Genomic DNA, 19209 nt, shown 5'->3' with positions numbered 1-19209 from the left:
CTCGACTACCCGAACCAGCGGATCCGCGCGTTCGGCGCGAAACCCGCGGCGACCGTGAGCTTTCCGTTGGGTTCGCGGCGACAGGATGCGATGGCGATGTGGCACGGTCGCGGGATATCGGGCGGAATACGGACGCCGCCGTCGATTTCGTACCGCATATTGGTGACCTTCCAGGAGCGAGCCTGTGGGTCGTCCGGGGTGATCGGCGGCTGGTCGGGCCGCACGACGGCCATGACTTCGGTGACGCCGGTGGGCCAAATGAAGACCAGAAGTCCCGCCTGCTCGGCGAGGCCGCTCACAGCCGGGATGCCACCGGGCGACCGATCGTCCTGCGATTGTTCTTGTCTGCCTTGCGGTTTCGCGGCCTCGCCGATATCGGATCGGGTGATCTCGGAGTACCGGCCCGCGACGGCGGCGGCCACGGCGTACACCGGCTGTCCGACGGCGGGCGCGCCACCGTCCTCGAGTTCGGTCGCCTGGGTGCGGCCGACGACGCGCCACGACCCGTCCGGCTGCAATCTGGTCACTCGGTAGGCGACGTTATCCGTCGACGTCGGCGACCACGCCACGAGCACCGACCCATTCGCCAAACGGGTGGCCTCGACGCGCTGCGGAGCCTCGATCGGCGACTCCGCGAGAGCAGTGGCCGCGCCGGCGTGATCGGCGCATACCTCGACCGCGGCGAGCAGTCCGCGCATCCTGGCATCGGCCGGACCCGCTTGCGCCTCGGCGACGAAGCGGTCCGCTTCGGCAATGGCCTCCCGGGCTTCGGCGAGCAACTGGTCGATATTCGGCACCTGGTTCGGCGGCAGCAGATCGGATGCGGTGCGGCGCACCTGTTCCAGGTGGGGCAGGGCCTCGACATACCGCTTTGCCGCACACGCGGCCGTGGCATCACGCCAGTGCGTCTGTGCCTCGTTCAGTACGCGGTCTACCTCATCGGATACCGACCGAATCTGGGTGAGCCCTCCCCCATTCGGGCCGACCAGCCGGTGCGCCTCCTCGACATGCCGAGCGGCTTCTCGTGGGCGTCCCCCGCGCAGCGCCGCCCGAGCGGCCTTGAGTGGTGCCTCCCAAAGTCTGGGCGCAGGTGGTTCGGGTTGCGGCGGGGCGGTGGAAGCCGAAGTCGATACTCGCGCACCGAGTTCCGCGGCGATTTCGGTGAGCACCCGGCCGGCGTCGGCCCGATCGAGGCCCAATCGCATCGCCTCATCGAGCAGGTATTGGAAGTCGTCGCCGACGAGTTCGTCCTCGACCAGCACCGCCGCCCTGACCTTCGGCCGCAATTCCGTGGCGACATCCTCGGCCACCGCACGCAGATACTCCCGCAGCGTCGCCTCGTCCGATTCGAGCACATCCTGGATGTGAATCAGCAACTCGTCCAACACAACTCGAATGCGCCCCGGCGGTAGCTCGCGCGACCGGGCGCGCAGCGCATCGGCGCGCAATCGAATCTCCTGGGTTTGACCGGCTTTCGCCGGATCCACCCGCAGCAGCGCGAACAGCGTCGGCGTCGGTTCACCGTCGATGAGCCGTTCCCATTCGCTGAGCAACTGCCGGATCTGTTGTCTGCGTTGTTCGGTGAGCACACCGGCGGGTGTGGGGGCGTCCTCGATGACCCGGTGCCTACGCAATCGAGTCGTGACTTCGGCGGCACTGAGCCCACCCATCGCGCCGATCTCCTCCAGCCCGGGCACCTTCCCGGCCGGAACCCCGCCGTGGCGCTGCACCAATCGCGAGATCGCCGCGTCGAGCATCTCGTAGCGGTCCGCATCCCGCCGCTCGCGCATCTCCCGGATCCGCCCGGCTTCCACCCGACGCACCGCCGAATCCAATAGCACGCGTGACAACTTGGGGTGCGCGTCCACCAATAGACCCACGAGCACCCGATATTTCGGATGGTCGCGCTGGCGCTGCCAGAAGCCCCAGACCTCTTCGACCCGCGCGGCGATCTCGGCATCGCTCAGCGACTCCACCTCGTCCAATGGAATGTCGTAGAGCTCGAACGGATCGGATTCCTCGAGCCCGCCGCGGCGCTCGACATCGGCGAGTACCCGCTTGCGGTAGTCGTTCGGATCGAACGCCTGCATGGTCACGGCTCAGCTGTCGCGGCGGCGGGTGCGCTGGACCTGATCGAGTTCGCGCGCCACATCCGCTTGTGACAGGGTCGCGCCGGTTTGCGCGGTCAAGACCAACGGAATATCGGCGTCGACGTGATGGCAGGTGACGCGCAGGACACCGTCGAAACCCATCTCGAAGGTCACCCGCACCTCGCTGCCCTCGGGATAACCCGCGGGAATGCCGCGAATGCGGCCTTCCACCAGCACCTTCGTATCCTCGGGTCGCGCCGATGCCGCCTGGCCCTGCTGTTCCACGATGGTCAGCGCGATCTCGTCCTGATCCGCGCGGACGGTGCCGAAGGAACGACGCACCTTCACCGGCAGTGTGGAGTTGCGATGAACCAACCAGGTCGCCGCGAGCCCGTATTGATAGTCGAGCGCGAGCACACCGAAACCGCGCGAAACCACAGTATCGACCTGGGTTTCCAGCATCCGGCGCACCAGTCCGACCGGTTGGCCGAAGGAGGCGGCTACGCGGGCGATCGATTGATCCAGATCGGCCGGTGCGGCGTCCTCGAGATGCGCACCATCGCGCAGTCGGCCGCGCGTGGTGAGGTCGGCGAGGACCAGACGTTCCATCTCCAGCTTCTCGCCGTAGAGCGCCGCGCCGCGCGCCACCGAGAGGTCGGGATCGCGCAGTTCGCCGGAGAGGCCGAGTTCCTTGCGCAGTTCGCGTTCGACCATCGGCATGCGTGAGGAGCCACCGACGAGCAGCAGCCGGTCGACGGATGCGACGCCGCGCTTGCTCGCCGCGGCGAGACAGTCGCGGGTCAGGTCGATGGTGCGACGCATGAGCGAGGCGGTCATCGCGTCGACTTCGTCGCGTGTCAGCGGGATCACCGCACGGGCGCCGTCGTGCGCGATCACCACGTCGGTGCGCTCGGCATCGGTCAGCTCACGTTTGGCGCGTTCGGCGGCGAGCACGAGCATCTGCGAACCGGCCGAATCGTCCAGCGGGTCTTCGGCATCCGGATTCGCTTCGCAGAACTTCTGCGAAAGGTACAGCGCGATGCGTTCATCCCAGTCCGCGCCGCCGAGTTGATGATCGCCCTCGACCGCGAGCACCGAAATGCGACGGTCGGCGAGTTCGATGACGGTGGCGTCGAAGGTGCCGCCGCCCAGGTCGTAGACGAGAACCGTCTCGCGCGGGCCCGGCTTGCCGACGTCCACACTGCCGTCGAGTCTGCCGAAGCCGTAGGAAAGCGCCGCGGCGATCGGTTCGGAGAGCACACCGGCGACATCGAAGCCCGCATACGTGCCCGCCTGAATGGTGGCCCGCCGCTCCTCGTCACCGAAGTAGGCGGGGACGGTGATGACCACGCGTTTCACCGGCTCGCCACCGCTGAATTCGGCATCGGCGGCAAGGCTTTTCAGAATCAGCGCCGAAACCGCGGGCGCGGACCAGGTTTGCCCGTGCGCCGCGAACCGCCAATCCGTATCGCCCATCCGCCGCTTGACCAGCGCGCACACATGCTCCGGATCGAGCCGTGCCTGCCGCCGCGCGCCCTCGCCAACCAGATGATCGAACGCCGACGCGAACAAGACGACCGAAGGCACCGTCGCCTCGCCGTTCAAACCGATCATGACTTCGGGCCGACCATCGGCGTCTATCCGCGCGATCGCCGAATTCGTCGTACCAAGGTCGATGCCGTAGACCCCCATGGGACGCGATGGTAGCAGCCACCTCCGACACCAGCCCAGTTCCCAACAGTGGATCCCGATGCCGCCCAAAACAATCGATGTATCCCCACGAACCCGCGTTAAAGTGCGAGCATGACCGACCCGGCCGCGCCGCACCCCGAGTACCCCACCCCCGCCGCGCCGCAGGTCGAGGCCAACCCAACCGCACCGCAGGCCGGTCACCCCACCAGCCCCCGCTTGCCACAGCTCGAAAATCTCGCCAGCTCAACCGCATCGGAGTTCGGTCATCCCGCCAAGCCCCGCACGCCGTGGGCCGAGAGCACACCGAGCCCAGCCGCGCCACAGACCGATTACTCCCACATGTCACAGTTCGAAGACCCCACCGACACGCTCGCGCAATTGGCGGAACGCATCGAAGACCTCACTCGGGTAATCGCCCGCCAAGCCACCACCATCGAGCGCTTGGCCGATGAGGCCAAGGCACGCGACCGCCGGGATCGCGCCGGCGCCGATCTACCGCTCGTGCTGGAACTCTTTGCCCTCCATACCGACTCCGCCGCCTGTGCCACGACCGCCGAATCCCCGCGCGAACGTGCGGCGTTCGAAGCCATCGCCACGCGCATCGAACGGCTCATCGTCGGCCGCGGCGGCACACTGGTCATCCCACAGCCTGGCGATGCCTTCGACTCGTTCACCATGGAGGCGGCGGACGTCACGAAGACCGACGATCCGGCCTTGGATCGCACGGTGGCATCGGTCGTCCAAACCGGCCTGACCGCCTCCGGCCGCTCAGTGCGTCCGGCGGGAGTGGTAGTCCGCCGACACCACTAGTTCGCCCGTCAAAACGTGCGCCGGACACGAAACCATGGGCTAAGCACTGACGCGTGGGATCTCCGTGCCGATTCGGGCCCAGCGGCCGGATTCTGCGCGCCAGACCACGGCGACAAGGCGTAGCAGCATGAAAGCTACGAGACCGGTCCAGATACCTGCTATGCCCCAGTCGAAGATGAGGGAGAGCCAGATGGCGGGAAGGAAACCGAGGAGTGCCGCGCCGAGGGTGGTATTGCGGAGGTAGGCGGCGTCGCCCGCGCCGAGGAGGACACCGTCGAGGGCGAAGACGACGCCTGCGATCGGGATGATGGCGACGAAGAACCACCAGGCTACGTGGGTGCGGTCGAGGACGGCCGGGTCCTCGGTGAAGAGTTCGGGGATGACGGTGACTCCTGCCGCGAAGGCCGCTGCCAGCACCAGCGCGAATCCACCCGACCAGCGAGTGATCCGGCGCGCAAGCCCGCGCGCACCGCTCGCGTCGCCCGCGCCGAGCGCCGCACCGACCAGCGTTTGAGCGGCGATGGCGAGCGAATCCAGGGTCAGGGCAAGGAAATTCCAGAGCTGCAGCACAAGTTGATGTGCGGCCACCGATGCCGCACCGAATCGGGAGGCGACGGCCGCCGCCGAGACGAAGCTGGCTTGGAAGGCGAGGCTGCGGGCGATCAGATCGCGACCGAGCACCAGTTGCGCCCGCATCACCGACCAATGTGGCGCCAGCGGAACACGTGCCCGGACCAGCGCGGTCAGGAACAGTCCGGCCGTCACGGACTGGCCCGCCGCATTGGCGACCGCCGAACCCGCCAACTCCAGCCGCGGTGCACCCAGCAATCCGTGCACCAGCGTCGGGCACAGCACCCCCGAAACCAGCAGTCCCGCAACAACGAACAGCAGCGGCCTACGCGTTTCCTGCACCCCGCGCAACCACCCGTTACCCGCCATCGCGATCAGGATCAGCGGCACCCCGAACAACGCGATCCGCACCCAGATCAACGCCTCCCCCGCAATATCCCCACCCCCCGCGATCACACTGGTCAGCGGAGCCGCAATCGCCTGCCCTACAACAAGAACCAGCGTCCCGACGATCACGGCGACCCAGGTCGCCTGCACACCTTCCCCGATCGCACCACCCTCATCCCCCGCCCCGTGCCGCCGCGCCGCCCGCGCCGTTGTCCCATACGACAGGAACGTCAGCTGCGAGCTGACCTGCGCCAGAATCAATCCGCCGACCGCGAGCCCGGCCAATGCCAACGCCCCGAGCCGCCCCACCACGGCCAGGTCGAACAGCAGATAGATGGGCTCGGCCACCAGCACGCCCAAGGTCGGCACGGCGAGTCCGAGTATCTGTCGAGGCCGCACCGCACCGATCGGATCAGACGCGGCCCCGCTGATCTCCGAGGTCGTCACGGCCTCGCGCATCGGATTCGCCACCGAATGGCTGCCCGCTCCGGCCGCCGCAGGTGCCGAATCCGGTCGTGTCTCACCCATCAATGCCCCTTCGCGACTCCGCCGGAGTCGGCGGGCACGGGATGCATATCCGCCGGGGACCTAGTCATCGGCGCACCACAGTGGAACCGAATACCGATCCGCGTCGAGAACTGTGTCGCCGCCACCCGGACAGCGCTGACGCGTCGCGCACCTCTGCCCACCGAGACCCATAATCACCCGAGTTCAGCCAACAGAGCCGCGACGACCGACTCGGACGTGCCGTTGGTCGTGTACCCAGCCGCGAACCGATGCCCACCACCGCCCAAAGATGTTGCGACAGTGGCCACATCGACACCATCCTGCGCTCCCGGGGCACTGTCGCGCGACCGCAGCGACACCGTCCACCGATCCGGAATCGTGCGCGATTCCTTGAACACCGCGGCGACCCCGGCCTCGGAGGTGGTGCGGACGATATCGACCACACTCTCCACCTCTTCCGAGCGCATCCCATCGACATCCTCGCGCCGCACAATGGCATACACCAGCCCGGTCCCGCCACCGGCCTGCGGCTCCAACCGGGCCGAGCCGAGCACCCGCGACAGCATCGGCAACCAGCCGAACGGATGGGTATCCATCAGCGAGCGGGTGATTTCGGCACCGTCGATGCCGGTGGCAAGCAGCCGTTCGGCCAGCTGATGGGTGCCGGGCCGCACCCAGCGGAACGATCCGGTATCGGTGACCAATCCGGCGTAGAGGCAATGTGCCACTTCGGCATCGATGGGCTCCTGCCAGGTATCGAGCAACCGCGCGATCAGACTCGTCGTCGATTCCGCACCCGCATCGATCACATTGATCGTCCCGAACCGGGTGTTGGAGCGGTGATGATCGAGCACCAAAGTCGTTCGGGCCCCGGCCAATCGGTCGGCGAGCACACCCAGCCGACCGGCGCTGCCGCAGTCCACGCAAACCAGCAGATCCACCTCGGCGGGTACATCCGCGGGCCGCACCAGATGCCGCACACCGGGCAACGTCCGCATCGTGGCGGGCAGTTCGGCGGGCTCGGCGAACGACACCCACACCGGGATACCGCGCCGATGCAACACCAATGTCAGGGCGAGCCCGCTGCCGATGGTGTCGGCATCGGGCTGCACATGACACAGGATGGTCACCGAACGTGCCGCGCTCAACGCGGCGATGGCCGGTCCGAAATCGACCGAATCGACCGCCCCCGTACCCGGGTCGACGGGCATCGTCGTCATGGTCTACCGCACGTCACTCGTCGGATTCGCGTTCGACCTTGTACGGGTCGGCGTCGCCGGCGTGGGTGGCGGTGGCCGCAACCTTCGCGACCGCGTCATCGGCGGCCCGCGCCCTGGCCAGTAGCTCTTCCATATCACGTGCCGCATCGGGCACCTTGTCCAGCACGAACGCCAGCGTCGGGGTGAATTTCACGCCGGTGCCCGCGCCCACCTTCGAGCGCAGCACACCCTTGGCCTTCTCCAGACCGGCGGCCGCGGCCGCGTAATCCGGTTCCACGTCGAGGGTTTCGCCCATCACCGTGTAGTACACCGTCGCCTCGCGTAGATCGCCGGTGACCTTCGCATCGGTGACGGTCACGAAATTCAGACGCGGATCCTTCACCTCGTATTCGATCGCGGTCGCCACGATCGCGGAAATCCGCTTGGCGAGTCGGCGTGCCCTGGCTTGATCCACCATGGCCGAACCCTCCTCACTACATGCTGTGTTAAATCTGTGGCGGGCCCGGGGCCCTTCGTGGTCACGCAAGCTACCGCCTCCGTGCCCGTCGTGCCCGCCACGGGTCAGTCTTCGGGTCCGAAGATCCTGCGGCGCACTGCCAGCAACTCTAACTCCGGACGAGCCGCGACGTGACGCTCACATTTGTCGAGTACCTCGGTCAGGTGATCCATACCGGAACTGACCACGGCGACTCCGAGTAGTGAGCGACGGTGGCGGTCTTGTTCCCCACCCTCGGCGGCACTCACGCCGAAGCGCTGCAATTCGGCCAGCACTGGCCGGATCACCGAACGCTTCTGCTTCAGCGAGCGCACATCTCCGAGCAGGACGTCGAACTCCAGTGCACCCAGGTACACCCAAGCCTCCTGTATCGGTGCCTACGAAAAGATTGTCTCGGTGGTCCGGCCCGTTGTCGACGGGCCGGACCACCGACGCACAATCTCAGTCGCGCGGCTTCTCGCGCAGCTCGTAGGCCTCGATCACGTCGCCTTCCTTGATGTCGTTGTAGGTCAACGTCATACCGCATTCGAAGCCCTCGCGGACCTCGGTGACGTCGTCCTTTTCCCGCTTCAAGGTGGAGATCGTGACCGTCTCCGCGACCACCAAGTTGTCGCGGAGCAGGCGCGCCTTGGCGTTGCGCTTGACCGAACCCGAGGTGACCATGCAGCCGGCGATATTGCCGACCTTCGACGAACGGAAGATCGCGCGGATCTCCGCCCGGCCCAGCTCGACCTCTTCGTAGATCGGCTTGAGCATGCCCTTGAGGGCCTTCTCGATTTCGTCGATGGCCTGGTAGATCACCGAGTAGTACCGGATGTCCACGCCTTCGCGGTTGGCCAGCTCGGTCGCCTTGCCCTCGGCCCGGACGTTGAACCCGATGATGATCGCGTTCGACGCCGACGCCAGGTTGACGTTGGTCTCGGTGACACCACCGACACCACGGTCGATGACCCGCAGGCGCACCTCGTCGTCGATCTCGATACCGAGCAGCGCCTCCTCGAGGGCCTCGACGGTACCGGAGTTGTCGCCCTTGAGAATCAGGTTGAGCTCCGAAGTCTCCTTCAGCGCGGCATCCAGATCTTCCAGGCTGATCCGCTTGCGGCTGCGCGCGGCCAGTGCGTTGCGCTTGCGCGCATTGCGGCGGTCGGCGATCTGGCGTGCAATCCGGTCTTCGTCGACGACGAGCAGGTTGTCACCGGCGCCCGGCACCGACGTGAAGCCGATGACCTGGACCGGCCGCGACGGCAGCGCCGCGACGACGTCGTCGCCGTGCTCGTCGACCATGCGGCGGACACGACCGTAGGCGTCACCCGCCACGATCGAATCACCGACGCGCAGCGTGCCGCGCTGGATGAGCACGGTCGCCACCGGGCCACGGCCGCGGTCGAGGTGCGCCTCGATGGCGACACCCTGTGCGTCCATATCCGGGTTGGCCCGCAGATCCAGCGCCGCGTCCGCGGTCAGCAGGACGGCCTCGAGCAGCTGCTCGATATTGGTGCCCTGCTTGGCGGAGATGTCGACGAACATGGTGTCGCCACCGTATTCCTCGGCAACCAGGTTGTATTCGGTCAGCTGCTGCCGGATCTTGTCCGGGTTCGCGCCTTCCTTGTCGATCTTGTTGACCGCCACCACGATCGGCACATCGGCCGCCTGCGCGTGGTTGATCGCCTCCACCGTCTGCGGCATGACGCCGTCGTCGGCGGCGACCACCAGGATCGCGATATCGGTGGCCTTGGCACCACGGGCACGCATGGCGGTGAACGCCTCGTGACCCGGGGTGTCGATGAAGGTGATGAGCCGGTCGTTATCGCCCAGGTGGGTGAGCACCTGGTAGGCGCCGATGTGCTGGGTGATGCCACCGGCCTCGCCCTCACGGACGTTGGCCTTACGGATCGTGTCGAGCAGTCGGGTCTTACCGTGGTCGACGTGACCCATGACGGTCACCACCGGCGGACGCTGTTCGAGGTCTTCCTCGCCGCCCTCGTCCTCGCCGTAGGTCAGGTCGAACGATTCCAGCAGCTCGCGGTCCTCGTCCTCGGGGCTGACCACGTGCACGACGTAGTTCATCTCGCTGCCGAGCAGCTCGAGTGTCTCGTCGTTCACCGACTGGGTCGCGGTGACCATCTCACCGAGGTTGAACAGGGCCTGCACCAAGGCGGCCGGGTTCGCATCGATCTTCTCCGCGAAGTCCGACAGCGACGCACCGCGAGCGAGACGGATGATCTCGCCGTTACCGCGCGGCAGCCGCACGCCACCGATGGCGGGGGCTTGCATGCTTTCGTACTCGGCGCGCTTCGCCCGCTTCGACTTACGGCCACGACGCGGGGCGCCACCGGGACGACCGAACGCACCGGCCGCACCGCCACGGCCACCGGGACCACCCGGACGACCGCCGCCACCGCCACCGGGACGACCACGGAAACCACCGGCCGCGGGAGCACCGGCACCTGCACCGGGCGCACCCGTGCCACCGCCGCCACCACCGCCGCCGCGGTAGCCACCGCCACCGCCGCCACCGGGACGACCGCCACCGCCACCGGGGCCACCGCCGGGGCGACCCGGACGACCCGCACCGGCGCCGCCGCCCGGACCCGGACGGGCCGAACGCGCGGGCATGGCACCAGGATTCGGGCGGGGCGGCATCGAGCCGGGGCTCGGACGCGGACCACCGGGACGCGGACCACCCTGGCCCGGAGCCGGACGGTTACCGCCCTGGGCGCCGCCACCCGGACGCGGACCGGCCTGGGCCGGACCCGGACGCGGACCCTGGCCGGGACCCGGACGCGGTCCACCCTGGCCGGGGGACGGTCGCGGCGCGGGACGCTCCCGATCGGGTGCGGAAGAGAAGGGGTTGTTGCCGACGCGCGGGGTCTTCGGACCCGGCTTCGGGCCGCCCGCCGAACCACCGGGACGCGGACCACCGTGTGCCGGAGCACCGGGACGCTGCTGCTGACCGGGACGTGCGCCACCCGGGGTCGGACGCGGTCCGCTCTGCGGCGGAGCGCTGGGTGTCGAAGCGCTGGGGCTCGGGGCGGCCTTGGCGGCCGGAGCCGCCGGGGTCTCCTGGACCGGTGCGCTTTCCCGGGCGGCCGGCTTCGCCGGGCCGGGCCGCGCGGCCGGACCTGGCCGGGCCGCGTCAGCCGGACGCGCGGCCGGAGCCGCCGTCTCACGGGCGGCCGGAGCCGTCGGGGTCGCCGCCTGCGCGGGCGACGGGGTACGTGGACCGGGACGCGGACCGCCACCTGTGGTGGGCTTCGCGGCCGGAGTGGATGTCGGTCCGGGACGGGCCCCGGACTTCGCGGTGCCGTTCGACGGGGCGGATTTCCCCGCGATCGACTCGCGCAGTCGACGTGCGACGGGTGCTTCCACCGTCGAGGACGCCGACTTCACGAACTCGCCCTGCTCCTTGAGCGTTGCGAGTAGTTCTTTGCTCGTGACACCGAGTTCTTTAGCCAACTCGTGCACGCGGGCCTTGCCTGCCACTGCTCTCCTCACTGAGAGGTCGAGCAGTGCCTCCGCCTAGGGAAGGCGGGCCCGCACGACCTCGGGTTATCTCCGATGGACGTTCATCGTTGGTGCTTCACGGTGTGCTCATGAGTGCTCGTGCCTGTTCTCGAGGTACTTCTCCAGGGCTGAGATATCCAGTTGTCCGGACACTCGTAGTGCTCTGCCGAATGCTCGGCGTCGTTCTGCGGTGCGCAAACAAACCGAAACGGGGTGCAGCCAGGCACCCCGTCCGGGAAGTCTGCGCCGCGGATCGGGGACTATCGCAACAACCTCGGAACCGTCACCGGTCTCACAGTCCTGCGCCACGATCCGCAACAGATCGACGGCCAACTCGTGCTTTCGGCACCCGATGCACGTACGCACCGGAGCCGATCGACGTCGGTGCGCCGGGGCCAGCTCGGTAGTGCGTTCGAACAAAGGAACCGAAGGCTCGCGTTGAACCTGAGACCACTCTACCGCTGTCCCTCTCGGAACACCGAACCCCGCCCCTTCCGAAGTTACGAACCTGTCATCCGGCGGGCCCGATTCGCGGGAATCGGTCAACTCCGATGTGCCTCCGTCCGCACACTGCCGCTGCCCGCATCCGGGGTGGCATCGCTGCGGATATCGATCCGCCAGCCGGTCAAGCGGGCCGCCAACCTGGCGTTCTGCCCTTCCTTGCCGATCGCGAGCGAGAGCTGGAAGTCGGGCACGACCACGCGGGCGGCGCGGGCTTCCGGATCCACGATCGTGACCGATACAACTTTCGAGGGCGAGAGCGCATTCCCGACGAAGGTCGCCGGATCGTCGGCGTAGTCGATGATGTCGATCTTCTCCCCCGCCAGTTCGCTCATCACGTTGCGCACGCGCTGCCCCATCGGGCCGATGCACGCGCCCTTGGCATTGACGCCGGGCACGGTGGTGCGCACCGCGATCTTGGAGCGGTGTCCGGCCTCGCGGGCGACCGCGACGATCTCCACCGAACCGTCGGCGATCTCGGGCACCTCGAGTGCGAACAGTCGACGCACCAGATTCGGATGGGTGCGCGAGAGGGTGATCTGCGGGCCGCGCGGGCCACGAGAGACACCGACGACGTAGCACTTGATGCGGTCGCCGTGCTCATAGCTCTCGCCGGGCACCTGCTCGGCGGGCGGGATCAGCCCCTCGGTGCCGTGCAGTTCGCTGCCGATGCGCACCACAACGGTGCCACGGGCATTGGCGCGGGCATCGCGCTGCACCACACCGCCGACGATGTCGCCCTCATGGGTGGAGAATTCGCCGAAGGACTTCTCGTTCTCGGCATCGCGCAGCCGCTGCAGCACCACCTGGCGCGCGGTGGTCGCGGCGATCCGGCCGAAACCCTCTGGGGTGTCGTCCCATTCGGAGATGACGTTGCCATCGGCGTCGAGTTCACGCGCCATCACCCGGACCACGCCGGTCTTCTGGTTGATATCGATGCGCGCGTTCGGCTGGTGGCCCTCGGTGTGGCGGTAGGCCGTGAGCAGTGCCGACTCGATCGCGGAGATCACGGTCTCGATCGAGATCCCTTTATCGGCGACAATCGCGCGCAGGGCTTCGATTTCGATGTTCATTCCACGATCCCTTCGGTCGGCGAATCGGACGCTTCTAGTGATTCGGTTGGTACATCGGTTGTTCCTCGGACATCGGCGGTGGGGTCCACCGCTTCCTCTTGGCCCGGTCGCGGACGACCAGGCGCGACTCCACCCGCGAGTTCCAGTTCCCGCGCGCCGGGCGGGTTGAATTCCACCTGGACGACGGCCTCGGCGATATCGGCCAGCGGAATCGTCACCCGGTGCGGCTTGTTTTTCCCGCCGAGCACCAGCGCCACCGTGTCATCGGTGAGGACACCGACCCTGGCCTCGAACTTGTCCGATGACTTCGGATCCGGCGACGGCGCGCCGGTGCGTAGCTTGATCCGGACCTTGCGGCCCTGGGCGCGGCGCCAGTGGCGGTCGGCGGTGAGCGGGCGGTCGATGCCGGGGCTGGTCACCTCGAGCAGATAGGGCGTCTCGCCGAAATCGCCCGCACTGTCGAGTGCCTCGGAGAGTTCGGTGCTCAGTCCGGCGATGGCGTCGAGATCGGAAGCGGCATCGCTGTCGACGATCACCTTCACCCGAGCCTGGGCATCCACATGCTTGCCCGCCGTCGAGATCTCGACACCCTCGAGGTCGAATCCTCGGCGCTCGACGAGTCCAGCTACGAGCTGGCTCACCCTTTCCTCGGTCGGCATGGGCATGTGGGGCGGCTCCTGGTTCAGTTGTCAGACGGCTGATCTTTCGAGCGACCTGCAAGCAGTCGCTAGCTGGCCCTTTCGAGCGACCTGCAAGCAGTCGCTACGGAAAAAAATTTCTCTACCGGAGATCTAGCGTAACGCGCCTCGAGAGTGTAATGGACCAGCGGCCTCGAGCAAGTTTCCTGGCCACGCGCCCGCGACACGGCGCGCCGAGTCTCGCACCGACCGCACGGTAGGCGCTCGGTCGGCCGTGCCACGCGAATCTGGCACGATAGTGCCGTGCCAATCCGCCTCCCCGCCCCGCCGCGCGCCGGGTGCACTTCCGGCATCCCCGTCGACCGGCTTCAATCCGAGCACGGTCGCACCGGCATTGTCGACCGCCGCACCGCATTGCGGCTGGCCGGCGGCACGACCGTGGGTGTGCTAGCCGTCGGCGCGGTGGCCGGATGTACGGACAAGACGGTATATCAGCCCGATCCGCTTGCCGCACAAGAGATCTTGGCGCGCGCCGATGCCGCGGCCGCGACCGCGGCGATCGCGGTGACGCCGCAGCGACATGCCGAATTGACCGTCATCGCGAACGAACGCACCGCGCACGCGGATGCGCTGCGTGCCGAAATCAACCGGGTGATCGGCGTTTACGGTGACGGCACCACCCCGGCGCACCGCACCCATGAACCCGCCCCGTCCACTTCGGGCACTTCTCCGGCGGCATCCGGCGCATCCGCATCGCCCACAACGCCGCCGAGTATCGACGAGTTGCGCACCCGGCTGGCCAAGTCACAACAGTCCGCAGGTGATCTTGCTCGCACCCAATCCGGTTATCGCGCAGGGCTATTGGCATCGATCAGCGCGTCATGCGCGGCGCAGGCGGGGGTGTTGCTGGCATGATTCGTGCCGGACACCACGCTCGGTCCGAAGCCGGGCACGCGAACACGACCGACTCCGCACACCGTGCCCACGAAACTACTCCACCAGGCAGAGATGAGCGCATGACCGAAGCCGGACGCCAAGCCCTGCTCGACTATGTGGGCGCGAAGACAACCGACCCAGCATGCCGAGCGGTGGCGCCTTCCATGCGCACGGTCGACCACATCCCGACAGGGATGCGCGCATGACCGAAGCCGAACGCCAAGCCCTGCTCGACGCCTTGCGCGCCGAATACGCGGCGGTGTACGCCTACGGCGTGATCGCGGCCTACGCCTCCGCGGAACGAATCCGCTTGGTCGCGCAGGACACCGCCGCCCACCGTGCCCGCCGCGATACCACCATCGATGCGTTGAAGGCGGCCGGAGTCGCGGTGCCGCCGCCGGACGCGGCCTACACCACACCGTTCCCGGTGAACGATCCGATCCCGGCGGGGAACTTGGCCGTCACGGTGGAAACCGACACCGCCGTCGCCTGGCGCGCGGTCGTCGAGAACGGCAACTCCGAATCCCTGCGCCGGATGGGCGTCGACGCACTGACCGAATGCGCGTTGCGCCTTGCCACCTGGCAAGCCATCCTCGGCGCCAACCCACCGACAGTCGCCTTCCCCGGCAAGGCCTAACCGCCTCGCCGGGCAATCTGCCGGGCGCCGCGCACGGATTCATCAGAGCGAATTCGTGCCCGGCACACCAAGTCCTGCCCGGCGCGTCAGTTCATGCCCGGGCACGCCGGCTCACGCATGATGCAATGCCAGGGGCCGCCGAACCGCGCACGGCGCCGAACCGCGCGCGGAGATGGCCGATGTCAATGGCTACGGGCGCATTTCGTAGGTGCCGTCGTAGGCGGCGACTTCGGCCCAGACGCGGTCGAAGCGGGGGCCGTCGGCGACCGGCGGGCGTAGGGCGGAGGCGGCCCAGGCCTGCTGGTCGGGGCTGGCGGAGGGCTTGCCGTAGAGGGTGGTGGCGTGGCCGTTGAAGTCGCGGATCTGGAAGTCGAAGATCTGCTCGATGATGTCGCGGTCCAGGCCGGTGATGGCGGCCTGCTCCAGGATCAGCTGGCCGTAGACCACCAGGGAGAACAGGTGGCCGATGGTCAGCATGAAGTCCAGGTCCTTCTGCTGGTCGGCATCGGGTGCGGCCGTGGTGAGCAGGGTACGCAGGGCTTGGGCCTGTTCGTAGAAGCGCGCGACATTCGGCAGGTCGGCGTGCTTTTCGTACACCGGGGTCCAGTCGGCGAACTGCACCTTGCCCGCGCCACGGGCCGGACCCTGCCGGAAGAAGAACTCGTCGTCGGCCGCATCGAGGCGGGTGCCGATCTCTGGGTAGTCCGTCGGATTGAACAGGTAGTTCGGCATGAATTTCAGGATCTGGCCGACGTTGACATGTACCGTGCCCTCGAGCCGGGGCAGGGTACCGATATAGCGCGCGACCTGCGCGAAGTAGGTGTTCTTCTCGAATCCCTTGGCAGCCAGCACATCCAGTAGCAGCGTCATGACGGTCTCGCCCTCGGAGGTCACCTTGGACTTGGTCATCGGATTGAACAGCAGGTAGCGGCGGTCCTCGAGGCTGGCGCTGCGGAAGTAGTCGACGGCGCGGTCGCTGAACAGCTTCATCGCGACGATGCGTGCGTACGCATCCACGAAATTCGTTCGCACATGCGGGAATTCGGTGACGGACTTGCCGTACAGAATGCGGTTGTTGGAGTGTGTGATGGCCTCGTAGAACGAGTGCTCGACCATGCCGATGCTGCCGTGGCACAGGTTGAACTTGCCGACATTGACGGTGTTCAGTGCGGCGGAGAAGGCATCCGGACCGGTCGACAGGATGTCGGCGGCGGTCACCGGGTAGTCGTGCAGCGCGAAGGTGCTCACGTACAGCTGACCGTGGATGACATTGTCGATGAGCTCGTAATTGTCGTGGCGGCTGTCCGCGGCGAACCACACGTAACCGTCCGCGCCTTCGATATCGGCGCGGCGGGAGAATACCGACACCATCGATGCGACATTGCCATTGCCGATGTAGTACTTGACGCCATTGGCGCGGAACAGGATTCCGGCCTCGGCATCCGCACTGCCCGGTTCGGTCGGCGTCAGGATCAGATCAGTGTTGTAGATATCGGCACCGTGGTCGCGCTCGGACAGACCGAATGCCATCACCTGTCCGTCGGCGAGATCAGCGGCCGCGCGCTTCTTGGCGTCCTCGTTATCGCTCTGCCAGATCGGGCCGAGGCCAAGGATGGTGACCTGCTCGGCGTACCAGTACGCGAGACCATAGAAGCCGAAGATCTCCGACAGCGCCGCATTGCGCGCACCGTCCCAACGCCGGTTCGCGTCACCGTCGGCGTAGGCAGCCGGGGTCAGGAAGGTCGCGAACAGTCGCTCCTTCTTGACGAACTCGAGGAAGTCCGAGACCCAGACCGCATCCGCGTCATCGGCCAGCAGCTGCCGTTTGCCCCGCGACTCGAACCACTCGATGGTGGCCTTCAACAGCCGCCGCGTCTCGGCGTCGAACTGCTTCGGGTCGTAGCTGGTGGGGTTGAACAACAACGCGTCGGTGCTCGTCATGCCGCTAACTTACCAGCGGGTAACAGCAGCCAGGAGCGGGTCCGGGATAACCGCGCGCCACGAATCGTGCCTACGGAACCGTAGGTCGGGACGAATGCGAGAAGCCCGGTCGACCGGGCTCAGTCAACCGGGCTTCCCACCGATTATCGAAGCCCGAACCTACTGGCCGCCGCGGACCTGCGCGAGCACCGATTCGACCACCGAATCGGCCGGAACCTCGTTGGATTCGCCGGTGAAGCGGTCGCGGATCTCGACCTTGCCCTCGACCCAACCCCGCCCGACGACCACGACCAGCGGGACGCCGATCAGCTCGGAATCCTTGAACTTCACACCGGGCGAGGCCTTGCGATCGTCCAGGACGACGTCGAGTCCGGCCGAATCCAGCAGCGCCGCAACCTGTTCGCCGCCCGCCCGCGAGGAGTCGTCCTTGTTCGCGATCACCACGTGCACGTCGAACGGCGCGACCTCGCGGGGCCAGCGCAGGCCCTTCTCGTCATGCTGCTGTTCGGCGATCACCGCGACCATGCGGGAGACGCCGATGCCGTAGGAGCCCATGGTGAGCCGTACCGGCTTGCCGTTCTCGCCGAGCACATCGACCTCGAACGCGTCGGTGTACTTATTGCCCAGCTGGAAGATATGGCCGATCTCGATGCCGCGCGCGGACACCAGGACACCGCGCCCGTCGGGTGAGGGATCACCGTCACGCACCTCAGCCGCCTCTATGGTCCCGTCGGGGGTGAAATCGCGGCCCGCGACCAGGCCGACGACGTGCTTGCCCGGCTCGTCGGCACCGGTGATCCAGCTGGTTCCGGTGCCGATGCGCGGGTCGACGAGGTAGCGAACACCGTTGGCCTGCAATGCCTTCGGGCCGATGTAGCCCTTGACCAGGAACGGGTTTGCGGCGAAATCGGCCTCGGTGAGCAGTTCCACCTCGGCGGGTTCGACCGCGGCGCCGAGGCGCTTGTCGTCGACTTCGCGGTCGCCCGGAATGCCGATGCCGAGCAGTTCGGTCTTACCGTCCGGGTGGCGCAGCTTGACCATGATGTTCTTCAGGGTGTCGGCCGCGGTGACGGGGCCCGCGGAGATGCCCGCGTTGTTTGCCCAGTCCACCAGTGTCGCGATGGTCGGGGTGTTCGGGGTGTCGTGTACGACGGCCGCGGGCAGGCCCTCGATGGGGCGCGGTTCGGCAGCGGGCGTGACCACCGCTTCCACATTCGCGGCGTAGCCCGACTCACGGCACACCACGTAGGTGTCCTCGCCGACCGGACTGTCCGCGAGGAATTCCTCCGACGCGCTGCCGCCCATCGCACCCGAGGTGGCCGCGACGATGACGTACTTGACCATGAGCCGGTTGAAAATCCGCTGGTAGGCCTCGCGATGCGCGTTGTAGCTGGCCTTCAGTCCGTCCTCGTCGAGATCAAAGGAGTATGAGTCCTTCATGACGAATTCGCGCCCACGCAGGATGCCCGCGCGGGGACGCTCCTCATCGCGGTATTTGGTCTGGATCTGGTAGAGCGTGACCGGCAGATCCTTGTACGAGCTGTATTCCCCCTTCACGGTGAGCGCGAAAAGCTCCTCGTGCGTGGGCCCGAGCAGATAGTCCGCACCCTTGCGGTCCTGCAGCCGGAACAGGCCGTCGCCGTATTCGGTCCACCGGTTGGTGGTCTCGTACGGCTCGCGCGGCAGCAGCGCGGGCAGCGAGATCTCCTGCGCGCCGATGGCGTTCATCTCTTCCCGCACGACCTGCTCGACCCGCCGCAGCACCCGCAGGCCCAGCGGCAGCCACGAATACACACCGGGGGCGATGCGCCGCACATATCCGGCGCGGACGAGGAGTTTGTGACTGGGCACCTCGGCGTCGGCGGGATCGTCGCGCAGGGTACGCAGGAACAGGTGGGAGAGGCGGGTGATCACGGAACGACAGGGTAGTCGCTGGCCGGACGATGTCTGCAAGGCATTAGCCCATTTCGGCCTGAGCGAGTCTCTCCGTGGTTACCCGAGCTACCGCCTCCGAGCCCCGCACCGTCCCGACCACACCTCGCGCACAACAGTTCGCTCATCGCATCGCCCAGATTGTTCCCGTTGCCTGCCACGATCTGCGAGATCGCCCGAACCCCTCGGTGCTCCCTCCGTCGTGCGCGTTTGCGCGATGTCGAGGTTCGCTCGCCGCGCTTGCTCTCCACCTGACTGGCGCTCAGCTCCGCCGA

The 19209-nt window shown here is 67.3% G+C and carries 15 protein-coding genes; 3 read left to right on the top strand and 12 right to left on the bottom strand.

Going from position 1 to position 19209, the window contains the following annotated elements:
- Nucleotides 1–5 precede the first annotated feature (5 nt).
- Together ACQP1T_RS12010 and ACQP1T_RS12005 are read right to left on the bottom strand one after the other, a co-directional pair.
- Nucleotides 6–2090, bottom strand: coding sequence for an Ig-like domain repeat protein (locus ACQP1T_RS12010; RefSeq protein WP_433762158.1), 2085 nt, complete (start codon nt 2088–2090; stop codon nt 6–8).
- Nucleotides 2091–2099: 9 nt separating this feature from the next.
- A complete protein-coding gene (locus tag ACQP1T_RS12005; protein ID WP_433762156.1) occupies nt 2100–3782 on the bottom strand; it encodes an Hsp70 family protein in 1683 nt (560 codons plus the stop codon).
- A gap of 111 nt (nt 3783–3893) precedes the next feature.
- Here ACQP1T_RS12005 and grpE point away from each other — a divergent pair, with 111 nt between their 5' ends.
- Nucleotides 3894–4592, top strand: coding sequence for a nucleotide exchange factor GrpE (gene grpE / locus ACQP1T_RS12000; RefSeq protein ID WP_433760011.1), 699 nt, complete (start codon nt 3894–3896; stop codon nt 4590–4592).
- 39 nt (nt 4593–4631) lie between these two features.
- Here the strand turns inward: grpE and ACQP1T_RS11995 are convergent, their stop codons facing one another.
- The 8 genes from ACQP1T_RS11995 to rimP all read right to left on the bottom strand — a co-directional run bounded on the left by ACQP1T_RS11995 (nt 4632) and on the right by rimP (nt 13515).
- A complete protein-coding gene (locus tag ACQP1T_RS11995) occupies nt 4632–6080 on the bottom strand; it encodes an MATE family efflux transporter (protein ID WP_433760010.1) in 1449 nt (482 codons plus the stop codon).
- A 170-nt stretch (nt 6081–6250) separates the two neighbouring features.
- Entirely contained in the window at nt 6251–7276 is a 1026-nt protein-coding gene (locus ACQP1T_RS11990) for a DHH family phosphoesterase (protein WP_433760009.1), read from the bottom strand.
- 13 nt (nt 7277–7289) lie between these two features.
- A complete protein-coding gene (rbfA, locus tag ACQP1T_RS11985) occupies nt 7290–7733 on the bottom strand; it encodes a 30S ribosome-binding factor RbfA (RefSeq protein WP_040693060.1) in 444 nt (147 codons plus the stop codon).
- Nucleotides 7734–7837: 104 nt separating this feature from the next.
- Nucleotides 7838–8128, bottom strand: coding sequence for a DUF503 domain-containing protein (locus ACQP1T_RS11980; protein ID WP_062991140.1), 291 nt, complete (start codon nt 8126–8128; stop codon nt 7838–7840).
- Nucleotides 8129–8213: 85 nt separating this feature from the next.
- Nucleotides 8214–11255, bottom strand: coding sequence for a translation initiation factor IF-2 (gene infB / locus ACQP1T_RS11975; protein WP_433760008.1), 3042 nt, complete (start codon nt 11253–11255; stop codon nt 8214–8216).
- 108 nt (nt 11256–11363) lie between these two features.
- Nucleotides 11364–11675: a YlxR family protein gene (locus tag ACQP1T_RS11970; protein ID WP_433762155.1), complete on the bottom strand. Its 312-nt coding sequence runs from the start codon at nt 11673–11675 to the stop codon at nt 11364–11366.
- 143 nt (nt 11676–11818) lie between these two features.
- Nucleotides 11819–12850 carry a transcription termination factor NusA gene (nusA, locus tag ACQP1T_RS11965; protein WP_062992797.1) on the bottom strand — a complete coding sequence of 344 codons (1032 nt, stop codon included), beginning with the start codon at nt 12848–12850 and terminating at the stop codon, nt 11819–11821.
- Nucleotides 12847–13515, bottom strand: a complete 669-nt coding sequence (rimP, locus tag ACQP1T_RS11960; RefSeq protein WP_433760007.1) for a ribosome maturation factor RimP — start codon at nt 13513–13515, stop codon at nt 12847–12849. The genes nusA and rimP overlap by 4 nt, the downstream gene beginning before the upstream one ends.
- A 276-nt stretch (nt 13516–13791) precedes the next feature.
- Here rimP and ACQP1T_RS11955 point away from each other — a divergent pair, with 276 nt between their 5' ends.
- Together ACQP1T_RS11955 and ACQP1T_RS11950 are read left to right on the top strand one after the other, a co-directional pair.
- The gene (locus ACQP1T_RS11955; protein WP_433760006.1) at nt 13792–14403 is read left to right on the top strand and encodes a hypothetical protein; all 612 of its coding nucleotides are present in this window, start codon (nt 13792–13794) and stop codon (nt 14401–14403) included.
- Between the two features lie 223 nt (nt 14404–14626).
- Nucleotides 14627–15061: a ferritin-like domain-containing protein gene (locus ACQP1T_RS11950; protein WP_433760005.1), complete on the top strand. Its 435-nt coding sequence runs from the start codon at nt 14627–14629 to the stop codon at nt 15059–15061.
- 189 nt (nt 15062–15250) lie between these two features.
- Here the strand turns inward: ACQP1T_RS11950 and ACQP1T_RS11945 are convergent, their stop codons facing one another.
- Nucleotides 15251–17002: an acyl-CoA dehydrogenase family protein gene (locus tag ACQP1T_RS11945; RefSeq protein ID WP_433760004.1), complete on the bottom strand. Its 1752-nt coding sequence runs from the start codon at nt 17000–17002 to the stop codon at nt 15251–15253.
- 159 nt (nt 17003–17161) lie between these two features.
- Nucleotides 17162–18916, bottom strand: coding sequence for a proline--tRNA ligase (locus ACQP1T_RS11940; protein WP_433760003.1), 1755 nt, complete (start codon nt 18914–18916; stop codon nt 17162–17164).
- Between the last annotated feature and the right edge of the window lie 293 nt (nt 18917–19209).

Origin of the sequence: Nocardia sp. CA-135398 (assembly GCF_050955845.1) — a bacterium.
Lineage (GTDB): Bacteria > Actinomycetota > Actinomycetes > Mycobacteriales > Mycobacteriaceae > Nocardia.
This window is presented reverse-complemented; position numbering and strand designations above follow the sequence as displayed.